Genomic DNA, 15,315 nt, shown 5'->3' on the forward strand with positions numbered 1-15,315 from the left:
TGCCTTGCCCCTCGATCCAAAACAATTGAATGTGCGCGCGATCGAGATGCCGGGGACGGCAAGGAAGGATAAGACATGAGCGCGTTTGCCTTGGCGGCACCATCAACACCGTCGGTCGCCATCGCCGGCTCTTCCGAGCGTTTCCCGGTGCGGCGCATCTTTTGCGTCGGCCGCAACTATGCCGCTCATGCACGCGAGCTCGGAAATGACGAGCGCGATCCGCCGTTCTTCTTCACCAAACCTGCCGATGCCGTGGTCGATTCGGGGCAGACGATCCCTTATCCTGCCCTGACGAAGAACCTGCACCATGAGATCGAGCTGGTAGCCGCCATCGGCAAGGGTGGTTTCCGCATCCCGGCAGCCCAGGCCCTGGATCATATCTGGGGCTATGGCGTCGGCATCGACCTGACGCGCCGGGACTTGCAGGACGAAGCGAAGAAGGCCGCAAGGCCATGGGATTGGGCCAAAGCTTTCGACCTCTCGGCACCCTGCGGGCCGCTGGTGCCGGCCGCGCAGTCCAGTCATCCCCAGAAGGGCCGGATCTGGCTCTCGGTGAACGGCGCGATCAGGCAGGAAGGCGATCTCGAGGAACTGATCTGGCCGATCGCCGACATCGTGGCGATCTGCAGCGAAGCGGTGGAACTCGCGCCCGGCGATCTCATTTTCACCGGAACGCCGGCCGGTGTCGGTCCGCTCGTCGCCGGTGACCGCGTTAGCGGCGGCGTCGACGGCATTGGCTCGATCGAACTCACCATAGGGCAACCACGATGAGTGAAATCGTCCTGCACAACTACTATCGCTCCTCGACCTCCTATCGCGTCCGCATCGCGCTCGAGATGAAAGGTATCGCCTATACCTATGTGCCGCACCACCTGCGCCACGGCGAGCATCTCGAACCAGCCTATCTCTCGGTCAATCCGCAGGGGCTGGTTCCGGCGTTGATCTGGGAGGACGGCACCTTGCTCACCCAATCGCTCGCTATCATCGAATTCCTGGACGAGATCCGACCGGAGCCGGCACTGCTCCCCAAGGAAGCAGCCGGTCGCGCCCGGGTACGCATGCTCTCCCAGATGATCGCATGCGACATCCATCCGGTGAACAACCTGCGTGTACTGACCAGCCTCCGCACAGTTTTCGGCGCTGGCGACGAGGACGTCGTCAACTGGTTCCGACATTGGGTCAATGAAGGCTTCCAACCTCTTGAAAAGATGCTGTCTTCGTCACCACAAACAGGAACATTCTGTCACGGTGAAATGCCGAGCCTGGCCGATATCTGCCTCGTCGCTCAAGTCGCCAACAACGCGCGTTTCGGCGTCGACATGAGCCCTTATCCGGTCATCTCTCGTATCAACGCCACCTGCATGGAATTGCCTGCGTTCCAGAAGGCTGCGCCACAGAACCAGCCCGACGCGGAGCGCTAGCGCGCCCTGCATTGCCCAAGAAAAAGACTTTGAACGGAGAATGCCGATGAAGGCCGTCGTGTTCGAAAAATTCGGAGAAACACCGGTGATCCGAACGGTACCGGATCCCGTTCCCTCGCCCGACGGCGTGGTGATCAAGGTCGCCGCGACCGGGCTCTGTCGCAGCGACTGGCACGGCTGGATGGGACATGATCCCGACATCCGCCTGCCGCATGTGCCGGGCCATGAACTTGCCGGCATCGTCGTGGCCGCGGGCCGCCAGGTGCATAACTGGAAGGCTGGTGCACGCGTCACCGTGCCGTTCGTGGCAGCCTGCGGACATTGCTTCGAATGCGCCTCCGGCAATCACCAGGTCTGTGAACACCAGTTCCAGCCGGGCTTTTCGGCCTGGGGCTCCTATGCCGAGTATGTCGCCATCGACCACGCCGACACCAATCTGGTAGCCATCCCAGAAGAAATGGATTTCGCCACCGCCGCCAGCCTTGGCTGCCGGTTCGTGACGTCCTTTCGTGCCGTCGTCGATCAGGGCCGTGTCACGCCCGGCGAGTGGGTGGCCGTGCATGGCTGCGGCGGCGTCGGCCTGTCAGCCGTCATGATCGCCAATGCCATGGGCGCCAACGTCGTGGCGATCGACCTCACCACCGAGAAACTCGAGCTGGCAAGGAAACTGGGAGCCGTCGCCACGATCAACGCGTCGGAAACGTCCAACGTGGTGAAGGCGGTGAAGCAGATCACCAACGGTGGCGCCCACATGTCGATGGATGCACTCGGCCATCCGACTACATCCTACAACTCGATCTCCAATTTGCGCCGCCGTGGCCGGCATGTGCAAGTCGGCTTGATGCTTGGCGATCATGCCAAGGCGGCCGTTCCGATGGCCAAGATCATTGCCCATGAACTCGAAATCCGCGGCAGCCACGGCATGCAGGCATTTCGCTACGGCGCGATGATGGAAATGATCAAGACAGGCAAGCTGCGGCCCGATCTGCTGATCGGCAAGACCTACAGCCTCGACGAAGCGCCGGCTGCGCTGATGGCCATGGGCAATTTCGAAGGAACCGGCATCGGCGTGGTGACGCGGTTCTAGTGCAGGCAGGCAAAGTCATTCCCTCAGGAAGGCCTCGATCATCTGAGCCGACTGCTTCGGCTTGGTGACCAGGAACAGATGACCGTCGTCGAGCAGCTCGAGCCGCGAGCGGGCGATCATGGTGTTGAGCATCCTGGCATTGATCACCGGCACCAGTGGGTCGTCGGTGCCGGCCATGATCAAGGTCGGTTGGCGCAGCATCCACAGCCAGGGCAGGCTGGTCCAGCCGCTCATCGCGAAGAGCTGCAGGAAGTAGCCGTATTGCGAGGCACCCTTCATGGCCGATGCGTGACGGTTGATCAGTGTCGGGTCCTTGCGGAAATCGCCGCCATAGATATCCGCCGCGATCGAACGCATGTAGCCGGGGTCGATATAGCGGCGCGGGCTTGCCATCTTTGAAAGCACGTTGGGAGCGCCAGGCACCATGGTGATCCCAGGTGCAGTGGCCGCGAGGATCAGCTTGCGGCATACCGAAGGATACTGGAAGGCGAACTGCTGGGCGAGCCCGCCGCCCCACGAGACGCCGGAAATATCCAGCCGGTCATGGCCAAGGATTTCGCCAAGGCGTTTCCCGAGCCGAGCCAGCGTCGAAGGACGATAGGGAAAGATCGGATTGGGCGAACCACCAACGCCCGGCACGTCGAAGATGATGCCGGTGGTGTCCTCCAGCGCTGCCATGAAAGGTGCCGCCAGCTCCAGATTGGCACCGATGCCGTTGAACATCATCAATGGCGGGCGGCTGGAACTGCCGTGACGGATACCAACGCGCAGCAGCTGCCCGTCGACATCGAACATCTTGATGTCCATCGCGCCGTCCGCCTTGGCCTTGCCTGCAGCCATCGCCATTCAGTCCGCCCCCGTTCATTTCAATGGTTTTTTACAATGTTCGTGGCGATCACGGCTCGAACACGTAGGTGCCCGGTGCCGCTCCAATCGGCTTGTGTCTGGCACTGCCCGGGGTCGTCGGCGCAGTGATCTCGTCGCCGGAACGTTCCTTGAGATATGCTGCCCAGTCGAGCCACCAGCTGCCTTCGTGCTTTTCAGCCTTTGCCGTCCAGGCATCAGCGTCCTTTTCCTTGGTCTTGCCCTTCACGTACCAGGCCTTCGGATTGCCGGGCGGGTTGAGCAGGCTTTGGAGATGGCCGGAATTGGAGAGGATGAAAGTGGTGTTGTCACCATAAAGACGCGCGGTCTGGTAGACGGCCTTCCATGGCGTGATGTGGTCGGTTGTGCCGCCGATGACATAGGTGTCGTGTTTCACCTTGCCCATGTCGATGGGCACGCCATGGATCGACATCTTGCCCGGATTCATGAATGGGTTGGTGAAGATAAGGTCCAGGAAATCGCCGTGCAGCCTGGCCGGCAGGCGGGTGGTGTCGGCGTTCCAGTAGAGCACGTCGAAGGCCGGTGGCGCGTTGCCGAGCAGATAGTTGTTGACCCAATAGTTCCAGATCAGGTCGTTCGGCCGCATCCAGGCAAACATCTTTGCCATTTCGTGGCCATCGAGGATGCCCCTCGCCTTCGACATCTGCTTGGCAGCCATGATCGTCTCTGGCGTCACCAAGGCCGCGAAATCGGAATCCGTATCGGCCTGGGTGTTGAGCACGCAGACTGCCAGGATGACGGCGTTGACCTTCTCCTTCTTCTGCGCGGCGAGCCAGGCGACATAGGTCGACAGGGTGATGCCCCCCGAGCAGGAGCCCATGATGTTGACGGTATCGGAGCCGGTGATCTCGCGCGCGGCATCGCAAGCCTCGTCGAGTGCCGCGATATAGGTATCGAGGCCCCAGTCGCGTTGCTCCGGCGTCGGGTTGCGCCACGAAACGCAGTAGGGCTGGATGCCGTGGCTGAGCAGGAACTTGATCATGCTCTTGTCAGGCGAAAGATCGACCGAATAGTACTTGTTGATCTGTGGCGGCACGACCAGCAATGGCCGCTGATAGATCTTTTCAGTCGTCGCTGTATAGTGGACGAGCTCGAGCACCTCGTTCCTGAACACGACCGTGCCCGGGCTGTTGGCTAGATTCTCGCCGACCTTGAACTTGGAAGCGTCGACCGAGGACGGCAGGCCGCCATTGCGCGTCATGTCATCGAGGAAATTCTTCAGTCCGTTGACCGCGCTTTTGCCCCCGGTGTCCACCAAAGTCTTGATGGCAGTCGGGTTCAGGGCCGGGTTGTTGGAAGGCGCCATCGTGTCGACGAAGATGGACGTGATCAGCCGCGCACGCGCCGCATCCTTCTCGGGCAGGTCGGTCTTGGCGACCAGCTCGGTCACCGACTTGCTCCAGGCGACATAGGACTGCATCACCGCCTTGTGCAGGCTGCTCGATTTCCAGGCCGGATCGGCGAAGCGACGATCCTTGGGATCGGCAGCGATCTCGGACTGGCCGGTGACGATCTTGCCGAACTCGCTGGCGAAGGCGAGCCATTGTTCGGCCAGTGCCTGGGGGTGGCTTGCCAGCGCCTTCAGCACGGAGCCGGTTGCAGCGGCGATGTCCTGCGTACGCAGGCCGACGAGCGGATTGAGCGCCAGCGTGTTTTCGGCCGCCTCGTCGGCGATCTGCTCGGCAAGCGGGCGCGTGTCCCTCGCCCTCTCCTCACCGCTGCGCTTCTCGCCGTCCTTGCTGTCCTTCGCCGGCGCCTTCGCCATGAATTATCCTCCCGCTTTTCTCCGCCGCTCGTAGAACATGGCCAGCGTTTCGGCCATCAGCGCCGGTTTCTCCTCGCCCTCGATCTCGATCGTATTGGCGAATTTCATCAGGTACTGCCCCGGGGCCTTGTCCTCCACCGAGATCAACGAGGCTCGCAGCCTGACCCGAGTACCCACCCTGACCGGAGCCAGGAAGCGCACCTTGTCCAGGCCATAGTTGAAGACAGCCTGGGTGTTTTCGGGCACCACATTCATCTGCTGGCTGAGACCGCCGATAAGCGACAGGCTGAGATAGCCGTGCGCGATCGTCGTGCGGAACGGGCTCTCCTTCTTTGCGCGCTCCGGATCGGTATGGATCCACTGCCGATCCTCGGTGCAATCGGCGAACTGATCGATACGCGTCTGATCGACCTCTACCCAGTCGGAAAAACCGAGCTCCTGCCCGGTCATGGCCCGGAGCTGTTCGTAGGTCGGAGGTGTCTTGCTCATTCCATCATTCCTGATTGTTTCAGCTGCCCCGTCCGACCATGAACGCGCTGCCCTGTCAATTCAGGACTCATCGTGGCGCCGCCATCTCCCTGATCACCTCGTCGCGCAGCTCGCGCCGCAGGATCTTGCCGACATTGGTCCGCGGCAGATCGTTCCTGAACTCGATATATTTCGGCTTCTTGTAGCCAGTCAGATGCTTGACGCAGAACTCCGCCAGCACTTCCTTGCTGAGGGCCGGATCCTTCCGCACCACGAACATCATCACAGCTTCGCCGGAATTCTTGTCCGGAACGCCGACAACGGCGGCCTCCAGAACGCCCGGATGCAGGACGGCAACCGCCTCGACTTCGTTCGGATAGACGTTGAAGCCGGAAACCAGGATCATGTCCTTCTTGCGGTCAACGATCTTCACATAGCCGTTGTCATCCATGATGCCGATATCGCCGGATTTGAAGAAACCGTCCGGCGTCATCACCTTCTCGGTCTCGTCGGGCCGATTCCAATAGCCGGCCATGACCTGCGGCCCGCGAATGGCGATCTCGCCAGGCTGGCCGTGCGGCACATCATTGCCGTCATCGTCGAGCAGCCTGATTTCGACATTCGGCAGAGGCAGGCCGATCGTGCCGGTGTAGGCATCGTTATCGGTAGGATTGCAGGCAATGCCGGAAGAGGTTTCAGAAAGCCCATAACCCTCGACGATCGGACAGCCGGTCACCTCCAGCCATTTCCTGGCCACCGCTTCCTGCACGGCCATGCCGCCACCATTGGCGATGCGGAACTGCGAAAAATCCAGCTTGGCGAATGCCGGGTTGTTGGCGAGCGCGTTGAACAGCGTGTTGACGCCCGGCATCACATGAAACTTGTACTTCGCAACTTCCTTTATCATCGCCGGAATGTCGCGCGGATTGGGGATCAGCACGTTGACACCGCCAGTGCGCATGGCGAGCAGGCCGCAGGTTATGAAGGCGTAGACGTGATAGAGCGGCAGCGCGGTTATGAAAGTGAGCTGTCCGCTGATCGGCCTGCGCTTGAGGCCCGGCTGCGTCCACGCTTCCGAGGCCAGCAGATTGGCGATGATGGTGCTGTGGAGCAATGTCGCGCCTTTGGAAACGCCGGTGGTGCCACCGGTGTATTGCAGCACCGCAGGATCGTTCGGTCCGATTTCCGGCCGATCGAGCTTCTTGCCCCTGCCTGCTGCCAGCGCGGTATTGAAGCGCACAGCTCCCGGCAACGAAAAGGACGGTATCGCCTTCTTGACCCTGCGCAGCACCAGGTTGACGACAATGCCCTTCGGGAAGCCCAGAAGGTCGCCGACGCTGGCCAGAACGACATGTTTGACCAGCGTGCTGCGGATGACCTCCTGCAGCGTCGCCGCGAAATTCTCCAGGATGATGATCGCCTGTGCGCCGGAATCGTTGAGCTGGTGCTCCAGTTCGCGCGGCGTGTAGAGCGGATTGACATTCACCACGATGAAACCGGCACGCATGACTGCGGCAACGGCGATAGGGTATTGCAGTACATTCGGCATCATGATGGCGACACGGTCGCCACGCTTCAGCCCGAGCCCCTGCAGATAGGCAGCGAAATCACGCGAAAGCCTGTCGACCTCGCCAAAGGTCAGGGCCTTGTCCATGAAGACATAGGCCTTTTCGTTCCTGTATTTTGCGAAGCTCTCCTCGAACAGCGCAACGACAGACGAATACTGGTTGATGTTGACCTCAGCCGGCACGCCGGCCGGGTAATTCCTTACCCAGATACGCTCCATGCGCTCCTCCCCTGGACCGCGTTTCCCGCAATCTAGACGCGTGGAAAAGGCTTGGGAAGCCGCAGCCTGCGTCTTAGGCGGCTCACAGTGATTACCCAGCGGCAATGGATGCAGGTGATATACGAAACTTCTCGCAAGCTCCGTTACGGTGCGGCAGCTTGCCTTTGACAACGATCCGGCAAATGATCGAAGAAAGAGGCCGCGTGGCCGGGCGGCTCTCCACCGATACAATTGGCCAGGAGGGACGCATGAAGCAGCTTGGCGGCATCGATGCCACCTTTCTCTACATGGAGACGCCGGAAACACCGATGCATGTCGCCGGCCTGACGCTCTATGAGCCGCCGGCCGATCTTTCAGGCTCCTTCTACGACCACTTCAAGGACTTCTTCCTCAGCCGCATGCATCTCGCGCCGATCTTCGAAAAGAAGCTTGCCCGCACAGTGCTCGAACTCGACCATCCGGCCTGGGTCGATGCAGGCGAGATCGACATCGCCTATCATCTGCGTCGCGCGACGCTGGCGGCGCCCGGCAGTTGGAAGCAGCTCGAGGACATGGTCGGCGAACTGCACTCGACCCTGCTCGACCGCTCGCGACCGCTTTGGCAGTTCACCGTCATCGACGGGCTCGACGACGGCAATGTCGCCATCTATTCCAAGATGCACCATGCCGCCATCGACGGCGGCGCGGGCATGGCAATCGCAGCAGCACTCTACGACCTGTCGCCCCAGCCGCGAAAGGTGAAGCCGCCGGAGCCAAAGCCGGCCATGCGCAAACCGACGATCGAGGAACGCGCCATCATCGGCATCAACGATGTGGTGCAGAATGTGGTGCGCCAACAGCTGAAGGCGCTGGAAGCCGTGCCACAGGTGCTCGGTACGCTGACGGATCTGCTCATCGCCAAAAGCAGCAGCAGCGAAGGCAATGGTGGCGGCCTGCCCGGCATTCCTGATCTGTTGGCTCCGAAGACACCGTTCAACGTCACCATCACGGCACAGCGGTCTTTCGCCGCCCGCGCCTTGTCGCTCGGCGACGCCAAAATGATCGCCAAGGCAACCGGCACCAAGATCAACGATGTGGTGATGGCAGTGAGTGCCGGGGCGCTCCGCACCTATCTCGAAGACCATGAAGCGCTGCCAAGGAAACCGCTGGTGGCCTTCGTGCCGATTTCCCTGCGTCAGCCCGGCGACATGGACGCTTCCAATCAGGTCTTCGGCATGTTCTGTCCGATTGCGACGGAGCTCGCCGATCCGCTGGAACGATTGAAGGCTATCCGCAAAAACAGCGGCGATTCCAAGACCCTGGCCGGAACGGTGAAAGACGTTTCACCGAAGGATTACACGCTGCTCGGCGCGCCGATCCTGTTTCCCGGGCTCGCGCAGCTTTATGGGCGCACGGGTCTGGCCGATGTGATGCCGTCGACCACCAATCTGACCATCTCGAATGTTCCCGGGCCACCGATACCGGTTTTCTGCGCCGGTGCCAAAGTGCTGGCGATGTTCCCCGTTTCGATCCCGATCCATGGCATTGCCCTTAACATCACTGTGCAGAGCTACCAGGACCGGCTCGATTTCGGCATCACCGCCGACCGCCGTGCGGTACCCGACATCGACCATCTCGGCGATCTGCTGGTCACGGCCATGGCTGAACTCAAAGCCGCAGCCGAAAACCTCATGCCGTCGCCTGCAAAGCAGTGAACCTTGGTTCCGCAGCGGAAACCGTGCGCAATATTGCAGTTTTGTGAACAAAGGCGGCATAGTCTGCGTTGAGTGCAGCCGGAATCAACCGACAGGAGCCATGATGGCCCACGCTGATACGCTGAAACCGCCTTCGCGATTGTTGTTCGCGCTGGAACTCAGGGCATTGCCCGAACTCGGCGGTTTCGTCGCTTCGCTGCCACTGCTGACCGCACTGGCGCCACGCGGTGACGGTCATCCCGTGCTGGTCTTGCCTGGCCTTGTCACCAGCGATCGTTCCACGGTGGCGCTGCGCGGCTTCCTGAAGTCAAAGGGCTATGCCAGCTATGGCTGGGATCTCGGCCGCAACTACGGTCCTTTACCCGGCGTCGAACGCAAGATGATCGACCGCCTCAAGGCGCTGGCCGACACGCACGGTCGCAAGGTCAGCCTTGTCGGCTGGAGCCTTGGCGGTATCTATGCGCGGCAACTCGCCAAGATGCTGCCCGACGAAGTGCGCCTGGTGATCACGTTGGGCAGCCCGTTCAACGGCGACCCGCGGGCAACCAACGCCTGGAAACTCTACGAATTCACCTCCGGGCACAAGGTCGACGATCGCGAGGGCCATATGGGTGGTGCGATTTCGGAATCGCCCACGGTACCGACAACAGCGATCTACAGCCGCACGGATGGCATCTGCGCCTGGCAGGCCTGCATGGAAAACGAACTGCCGCACACCGAGAGCATCGAAGTAGAGGCGAGCCATTGCGGCCTCGGTCACCATCCGGCGGCTGTCTACGCAATTGCCGACCGCCTGGCTCAGCGCGAAGGCGAGTGGAAGCCGTTCGACCGCAGCGGCTTCAAGAGCCTGTTTTTTCCGAATCCGAAACGGGATTAGGATCAGTCACACCTGGCACCGGACGCAGGCTTGCTACTCAGCCGCCTGCTGTTCCGGCACGTCGTCCAGTCGATTGGGATCGCCCGGCGCCGTCTCGCAACCGAGATCGGGGAACGCCACCACACGACGTCCATGAAAATCGGTACGCAGCACTGCCAGGCCGCGCTCCTCGAAGAAGGACAGCAGGCGCCGTGCGCGCCGCGCCGACTGGGTGCCGTAGGCCCGCGCCAGCGCAGCGTCGGATGGGCACGACGATCCAGTCACAGCCGCCTGCGCAACGATCAGGAATACCGCCTGCAGATCTTCTGGAACGTCGGCGGATAGCGCCAGCGCCTGTTGCCAGACATCGCTTGCAGCGGTCGTCTCGTCGATACCGGTCTTGGCGATGGCCAGCCGTCGGCGAAAGACGGAAAGGCCGAGCGGTTCGCCTGGCACGCGGCGGATGCGGCACCGCACCAGAAAATCCTGGTAAAGTAATGAATCTGCTCGAAAAGCAGCATCCGGATCTTCCACTATTTCCGACAGAACCGCCTTGATCAGTGTCTCACGTTCGACCTCGTCGAACAGGGTCGGCGCCGGTTCCGAGGCGGCGGCCTGTTCGGGCAATGCGCGCGCCAGCTGTTCCAGGATGTCGGCGGTCGGGGTCGGTGCTGGCGGACGCGGGCGACGTACCACAGGTTGCCGCAATTCCTCAGGGCTCGGCGTCAGGATCAGGCTTTCGACATCCTCGATCGCCTCCGGCAGCGGCGTCAGTTTCGGGCTGACCGAACGCGCCGAAGTCTCGACCGTGCCGATGGCGACCGGCAGTGGCCGCCGCGACATCGCCGGGCCAAGTGCCACGAAATTGCCGCGCGCCAGATCGCGGAACATTTCCGCCTGGCGGCGTTCCATGCCAAGCAGATCTGCAGCGCGCGCCATATCGATATCGAGGAAGGTGCGGCCCATCAGGAAGTTGGAGGCTTCCGCTGCCACGTTCTTGGCAAGCTTGGCCAGACGCTGCGTGGCGATGACGCCGGCAAGGCCGCGCTTACGGCCGCGGCACATCAGATTGGTCATGGCACCGAGCGAGACCTTGCGGGCTTCGTCGGAAACCTCACCGGCTACCGCCGGCGCAAAGAGTTGCGCCTCGTCCACCACCACCAGGACGGGATACCAGTAGTCGCGCTCCGCATCGAACATGCCGTTCAGGAACGCGGCGGCGCCACGCATCTGCTGTTCGACGTCGAGACCCTCCAGATTGAGCACGACGGAGGCGCGGTGCTGGCGAATGCGGCCGGCAATGCCGGTGAGTTCGGCCTCCGTGCGCTGCGCGTCGACGACGACGTGACCAAAACGGTCGGCGAGCGTGACGAAATCACCCTCGGGATCGATCACCACCTGCTGCACCCAGGGCGCGCTCTGCTCGAGAAGACGGCGCAGGAGATGCGATTTTCCGGATCCGGAATTGCCCTGCACCAGCAAGCGTGTCGCCAGCAACTCCTCAAGATCGAGCGTGGCGGCCGCGCCAGACGCCGTCCCCATCTCGATGGCTACCTTCATTCAAAACCCCGGCCGAATTCCAGAGCGGAGCCCGATCACGATGAACCGGCAACCCGCTCTATCTTTTGTTGCGCGTATGATTCTTGTCCGAAAAGTCTGCAACTTTTCGGCGCCACGCTCCAGACATTTGGAGGCGACGTCTAGCATCTCGCCGGCCGGGATGCAGTGGCCGACTGGCGAAACCCACAGAAGAGGTGCCCTACCCCGCCAGTATCGAGCCGTCGAGATCACCTGCCTTGGTCAGCCCGGCCAGCGCGAGCGTCAGGTCGAATTCGGCGACGATGTTGCGGATGACTTCGCGTACGCCTGTTTCGCCGGCAAGCGCCAATCCGTAGACATAGGGCCGACCGATGAGCGTGGCCGTTGCGCCGAGCGCCAGCGCCTTGGCGACATCGCTGCCCGAACGGATGCCGGAATCGAGCAGGACGGGCAAGCCACCGGCCGCGGAAACGATACCCGGCAAGGCATCCAGGGTTGCGATTTCTCCGTCGACCTGGCGGCCACCATGGTTGGAAACGATGATGCCATCGACGCCATGCTCGCGCGCCAGCCGCGCGTCGTCGGCGTGGCGGATACCCTTGAGCAGGATCGGCAGCTTCGTCATGCCGCGCAGTCGCTTGATGTCGGCCCAATTCAGGTCCGGCCGCGAATAGGTGGCGGTGAAATGGGCAACGGCAGCACGCATCTGCTGCATCGACAGGCCAAACTGCTTGCCCTTGCGGCGCAGGCTGAGCGCGGTCGAGATCAGATCGAACCCACGTGGCTTCACTCCGGTTTCCGGAGGGTTGGGCGGGATCCTGGACTTGAAAACAGGATCGCTCAGATATTGCCCGAGCCCCAAACCGCGCAGGAACGGCAGGTAGGCAGCATCGAGATCGCGCGGACGCCACCCCAGCAGTGTGGTGTCGAGCGTTACGGCGATGGCTTCGCAGCCGCATTTCTCGGCTCGGGCAACGACGGAGCGGACAAAATCATCGTCGCTCGACCAGTAAAGTTGAAACCAGCGCGGTGCATCGCCCATGGCCGCAGCGCATTGTTCCATTGGAACGGATGCCTGGTTGGAGAAGACGTAGGCAAGATTTTCCGCAGCTGCAGCACGGGCAACAGCAAGATCGGCCTCGGGATGCACCATCTCCAGCACACCGACCGGATCGAGCAGGATCGGTACGACGTGGCGGCGGCCAAGCAATGTGACGGAAAGGTCGCGCCGGGAAACATCCCGCAACACCCGCGGCACGATCCGATGACGCTCGAAGGCGCTACGGTTGGCGCGCATCGTCGCCTCGCTGCCAGCGCCACCGACAATGTAGGCAGCCGCCTCCGGCGTCATCTTGCGGATCGCCGCCTGTTCCAGCTGATCCGGCGCGACCGGGACGGTCGGTCGCTTGCCGCCGGCGCCGGTGACATAAATCTGCATCTGGCGCAGGCGGCCGGGCGCATTGACGGCCTGTATTTCGGTCATTCCTCTCTCCGACCAACTCTCTCGCGGGCTGGGGCGCCGACAACGCCCCGCAGATCAGTTTCCTGCCGCTTCGAACAATTCGACCACGTTTCCCGAAGGGTCCTGGCACAGGATCTGCCGGCCGCCCGGACCTTCAACCATGGTATTGCGAAACGACACGCCGTCGTCCTGCAAGGTTTTTACAAAGGCAGGCAGATTCGTCACCTCGAGGACGAACCTGTTCCAGCCACCTGGCTCGGGAACGATCCCGTCCGGCATCGGCCGAGAAGCGGAAGCCTGGCGTCCAGCCAGCCACAGCGTGAGATCGCCGCGATCAAGGATCGCCATGTTGGGACCGAACTGCTGTCGCAAGGCGAACCCCAGGTGCTTCGTATAAAAGGAGACCGAAGCATCAACGTCATCGACAAAATACCGGACGGCGGCCACCTATTTCTTCTCGTAGCTCTGCCGGATTTCGTCCATCGCATCCTTGATGCGTGCCCGCAGGATATCGACCGATTCCGTGCCCGACTTCTTGACGATATCAGCCACTTCGCCGGCGTTCTTCACCGCGGCCTCGAAGGACTTGCGCGCGAAATCGGCCTGCTTGGCAATCAACTCCTGCGGGTTGCCGGGCGCACGGTAGTTCTGGCCGAATTCGGTGATTTCACGCAGCGAGTCCTGCAAGATTTCCCGCTGTCTGGCCATGATCGATGACGCACCCGTTGCCGTTGCTCTTGCCGACTTTTCCAGCGCTTCAAGATTCTTGCGATGGTGGCTGAGGATGGCGTCGACATCCACCTGCGGCATCTTCAGGTCGCGGCCAAGCTTGCTGAACATATCCATGAAGGATTCGGGTTCGGGCTGTTTTGCCATGGTCGTCTTCTCCTCGCTGGCGCCATTGCCGCAAGAGCGAGAATAGACCAGGGAACACAACCGTCAATTGACGAGAAACAGCCGCTCCATTGTGTAAAGCACCAAGCCGGCCAGACCGCCGATGATCATGCCGTTGAAACGGATATATTGCAGGTCGCGGCCGATGTTCATCTCGATCAGGCGGGTCAATTGCCCGAGATCCCAGCGCTTGACCTGATCGGCGATGAATTTGGAAACCCCGCTCTTCTGGCTTTCAACGAAAGAGGCCAAGGCGACGACAAATCCCTGGTTCATGTCGGCTCTGATCTGCGGATCCCCCGCAAGATGCCGGCCTACCTCGATGAACATGCCGGTCAGATGTTGCCGGATCATCGAATTCTCGGCGGCGGCATCCTGCTCGATGAAACGACGCAGGCTGTCCCACATGTCATGCGCCAGCTCGCGGATTTCGGGCCGTGCCAGGAAACCACGTTTCAGTCGTTCAGCACGACGGGCATATTCCTTCGACTGCCGCAGCCGTTCGATGAACTTCACGACGAAACGATCGAACTCCTCGCGCATGGGGTGATCGGGATCAGCCCTCACCTCCTCCAGCAGCGATCCGGCAGAAGCCACGATCTTCTTCAGAAGATAGGCATCGGCGCGAAACAGATTGAAGACCGAAGGCAATTCCTCGCGGATCTTCTCGCGCATGGTGGTCAGCGCCTGCTCGTCATTGAGGAAGCGGCCGATGACCCGGGTGAATTCGTCGAACAGCTTCTGATGGCGACGATCCTCGGTGAAGGCCTCCAGCAGTTCCGCCGCCAATGGAGCCACCTGAACTTTTTCCATCTGTTCCAGCATGCGTTGGGTGACAAAGCCACGCAGGCCGGATTGTTCGATGGCGCCGAGCGTCTGCGGCACCAGACGCACGACAAATCGCGACAGGCCGGCTGCACGCTCTTCGTCAGCCAGCCAATCGGCGACCAGGGAGGCAAAGTCGACCTCGTTCAGCTTTTCCCGAACCGGGCCCGGCGCCAGGAAATTGACCTCGATGAAACGACCGAGATTGTCGGCGATACGGGTCTGGTTCTCCGGAATGATCGCGGTGTGCGGGATCGGCAAGCCGAGCGGCCGCTTGAACAGTGCCACCACCGCATACCAGTCAGCCAGACCGCCTATGGTGGCAGCCTCGGCGAAAGCAGCAATGAACGCCAGCCAAGGATAGCTCGCCTCGAAGGATTTCGAGACGGCGAATACCACCACGCAGAGTGCAAGCGCTGCAGCCGCGACAAATTTCGTACGCCGTAGCGCGGCCAGCTTTGCCTCGGCATCCTTGTCGGCGCCCAGGAACCCTCTGGCGGTGGCATCGTGCTGTGGCATCTACGGTCCGCTCCTGCGTGTCCGGAAACATCAGCTTAACATCGGAAACTCGGAATACGCATGCCGATTGCCGCGGCGCGTCGACCGCAGGCCGAGCCAAACTGCCGCAGCATC

The 15,315-nt window shown here is 61.6% G+C and carries 14 protein-coding genes; 5 read left to right on the forward strand and 9 right to left on the reverse strand.

Annotated elements, in window-relative coordinates; all coding sequences use genetic code 11:
• Positions 1–75: 75 nt before the first annotated feature.
• The 3 genes from ACFWYE_RS04390 to ACFWYE_RS04400 are packed head-to-tail and all read left to right on the forward strand — an operon-like array spanning position 76 to position 2,508.
• Entirely contained in the window at positions 76–771 is a 696-nt protein-coding gene (locus tag ACFWYE_RS04390) for a fumarylacetoacetate hydrolase family protein (protein ID WP_379109840.1), read from the forward strand.
• Positions 768–1,421: a maleylacetoacetate isomerase gene (maiA, locus tag ACFWYE_RS04395; protein WP_379109842.1), complete on the forward strand. Its 654-nt coding sequence runs from the start codon at positions 768–770 to the stop codon at positions 1,419–1,421. The genes ACFWYE_RS04390 and maiA overlap by 4 nt, the downstream gene beginning before the upstream one ends.
• A gap of 46 nt (positions 1,422–1,467) precedes the next feature.
• Positions 1,468–2,508, forward strand: a complete 1,041-nt coding sequence (locus ACFWYE_RS04400) for a zinc-dependent alcohol dehydrogenase family protein (protein ID WP_379071842.1) — start codon at positions 1,468–1,470, stop codon at positions 2,506–2,508.
• A gap of 15 nt (positions 2,509–2,523) precedes the next feature.
• Here the strand turns inward: ACFWYE_RS04400 and phaZ are convergent, their stop codons facing one another.
• From phaZ to ACFWYE_RS04420, 4 genes are all read right to left on the reverse strand, one after another.
• Complete coding sequence (phaZ, locus tag ACFWYE_RS04405) at positions 2,524–3,354, reverse strand: poly(3-hydroxyalkanoate) depolymerase (protein WP_379109844.1); 831 nt, start codon at positions 3,352–3,354, stop codon at positions 2,524–2,526.
• Between the two features lie 49 nt (positions 3,355–3,403).
• Positions 3,404–5,158 (reverse strand): alpha/beta fold hydrolase, encoded by a 1,755-nt coding sequence (locus ACFWYE_RS04410; protein WP_379109846.1) that lies wholly within the window; start codon positions 5,156–5,158, stop codon positions 3,404–3,406.
• A gap of 3 nt (positions 5,159–5,161) precedes the next feature.
• The gene (locus ACFWYE_RS04415) at positions 5,162–5,647 is read right to left on the reverse strand and encodes a MaoC family dehydratase (protein WP_379071850.1); all 486 of its coding nucleotides are present in this window, start codon (positions 5,645–5,647) and stop codon (positions 5,162–5,164) included.
• Between the two features lie 67 nt (positions 5,648–5,714).
• A complete protein-coding gene (locus tag ACFWYE_RS04420) occupies positions 5,715–7,412 on the reverse strand; it encodes a long-chain-fatty-acid--CoA ligase (protein WP_379109848.1) in 1,698 nt (565 codons plus the stop codon).
• Between the two features lie 182 nt (positions 7,413–7,594).
• Here ACFWYE_RS04420 and ACFWYE_RS04425 point away from each other — a divergent pair, with 182 nt between their 5' ends.
• Together ACFWYE_RS04425 and ACFWYE_RS04430 are read left to right on the forward strand one after the other, a co-directional pair.
• The gene (locus ACFWYE_RS04425) at positions 7,595–9,106 is read left to right on the forward strand and encodes a wax ester/triacylglycerol synthase family O-acyltransferase (RefSeq protein WP_379109850.1); all 1,512 of its coding nucleotides are present in this window, start codon (positions 7,595–7,597) and stop codon (positions 9,104–9,106) included.
• A 100-nt stretch (positions 9,107–9,206) separates the two neighbouring features.
• On the forward strand, positions 9,207–9,983 hold the full coding sequence (locus ACFWYE_RS04430; protein ID WP_379109852.1) for an esterase/lipase family protein: 777 nt from the start codon (positions 9,207–9,209) through the stop codon (positions 9,981–9,983).
• 33 nt (positions 9,984–10,016) lie between these two features.
• On the opposite strand, the gene ACFWYE_RS04435 is transcribed toward ACFWYE_RS04430, so the two are convergent.
• The 5 genes from ACFWYE_RS04435 to ACFWYE_RS04455 all read right to left on the reverse strand — a co-directional run bounded on the left by ACFWYE_RS04435 (position 10,017) and on the right by ACFWYE_RS04455 (position 15,201).
• A complete protein-coding gene (locus ACFWYE_RS04435; protein ID WP_379109853.1) occupies positions 10,017–11,522 on the reverse strand; it encodes a helicase HerA domain-containing protein in 1,506 nt (501 codons plus the stop codon).
• Positions 11,523–11,721: 199 nt separating this feature from the next.
• Positions 11,722–12,984 carry an alpha-hydroxy-acid oxidizing protein gene (locus tag ACFWYE_RS04440; protein WP_379109855.1) on the reverse strand — a complete coding sequence of 421 codons (1,263 nt, stop codon included), beginning with the start codon at positions 12,982–12,984 and terminating at the stop codon, positions 11,722–11,724.
• A 54-nt stretch (positions 12,985–13,038) separates the two neighbouring features.
• Positions 13,039–13,410 carry a VOC family protein gene (locus tag ACFWYE_RS04445; protein ID WP_379109857.1) on the reverse strand — a complete coding sequence of 124 codons (372 nt, stop codon included), beginning with the start codon at positions 13,408–13,410 and terminating at the stop codon, positions 13,039–13,041.
• Positions 13,411–13,839 carry a phasin family protein gene (locus ACFWYE_RS04450; protein ID WP_379071868.1) on the reverse strand — a complete coding sequence of 143 codons (429 nt, stop codon included), beginning with the start codon at positions 13,837–13,839 and terminating at the stop codon, positions 13,411–13,413.
• Between the two features lie 63 nt (positions 13,840–13,902).
• The gene (locus tag ACFWYE_RS04455) at positions 13,903–15,201 is read right to left on the reverse strand and encodes a DUF445 domain-containing protein (RefSeq protein WP_379109859.1); all 1,299 of its coding nucleotides are present in this window, start codon (positions 15,199–15,201) and stop codon (positions 13,903–13,905) included.
• Positions 15,202–15,315 lie beyond the last annotated feature (114 nt).

It is taken from the genome of Mesorhizobium sp. NPDC059025 (assembly GCF_042739655.1).
Classification (GTDB): domain Bacteria; phylum Pseudomonadota; class Alphaproteobacteria; order Rhizobiales; family Rhizobiaceae; genus Mesorhizobium.

Excerpts from the sequence above, each read along its gene's own strand:
- ACFWYE_RS04390 (WP_379109840.1), top strand. The coding sequence starts at position 76 with ATGAGCGCGTTTGCCTTGGCGGCACCATCAACACCGTCGGTCGCCATC.
- maiA (WP_379109842.1), top strand. The coding sequence starts at position 768 with ATGAGTGAAATCGTCCTGCACAACTACTATCGCTCCTCGACCTCCTAT.
- ACFWYE_RS04400 (WP_379071842.1), top strand. The coding sequence starts at position 1,468 with ATGAAGGCCGTCGTGTTCGAAAAATTCGGAGAAACACCGGTGATCCGA.
- phaZ (WP_379109844.1), bottom strand. The coding sequence starts at position 3,354 with ATGGCGATGGCTGCAGGCAAGGCCAAGGCGGACGGCGCGATGGACATC.
- ACFWYE_RS04410 (WP_379109846.1), bottom strand. The coding sequence starts at position 5,158 with ATGGCGAAGGCGCCGGCGAAGGACAGCAAGGACGGCGAGAAGCGCAGC.
- ACFWYE_RS04415 (WP_379071850.1), bottom strand. The coding sequence starts at position 5,647 with ATGAGCAAGACACCTCCGACCTACGAACAGCTCCGGGCCATGACCGGG.
- ACFWYE_RS04420 (WP_379109848.1), bottom strand. The coding sequence starts at position 7,412 with ATGGAGCGTATCTGGGTAAGGAATTACCCGGCCGGCGTGCCGGCTGAG.
- ACFWYE_RS04425 (WP_379109850.1), top strand. The coding sequence starts at position 7,595 with ATGATCGAAGAAAGAGGCCGCGTGGCCGGGCGGCTCTCCACCGATACA.
- ACFWYE_RS04430 (WP_379109852.1), top strand. The coding sequence starts at position 9,207 with ATGATGGCCCACGCTGATACGCTGAAACCGCCTTCGCGATTGTTGTTC.
- ACFWYE_RS04435 (WP_379109853.1), bottom strand. The coding sequence starts at position 11,522 with ATGAAGGTAGCCATCGAGATGGGGACGGCGTCTGGCGCGGCCGCCACG.
- ACFWYE_RS04440 (WP_379109855.1), bottom strand. The coding sequence starts at position 12,984 with ATGACCGAAATACAGGCCGTCAATGCGCCCGGCCGCCTGCGCCAGATG.
- ACFWYE_RS04450 (WP_379071868.1), bottom strand. The coding sequence starts at position 13,839 with ATGGCAAAACAGCCCGAACCCGAATCCTTCATGGATATGTTCAGCAAG.
- ACFWYE_RS04455 (WP_379109859.1), bottom strand. The coding sequence starts at position 15,201 with ATGCCACAGCACGATGCCACCGCCAGAGGGTTCCTGGGCGCCGACAAG.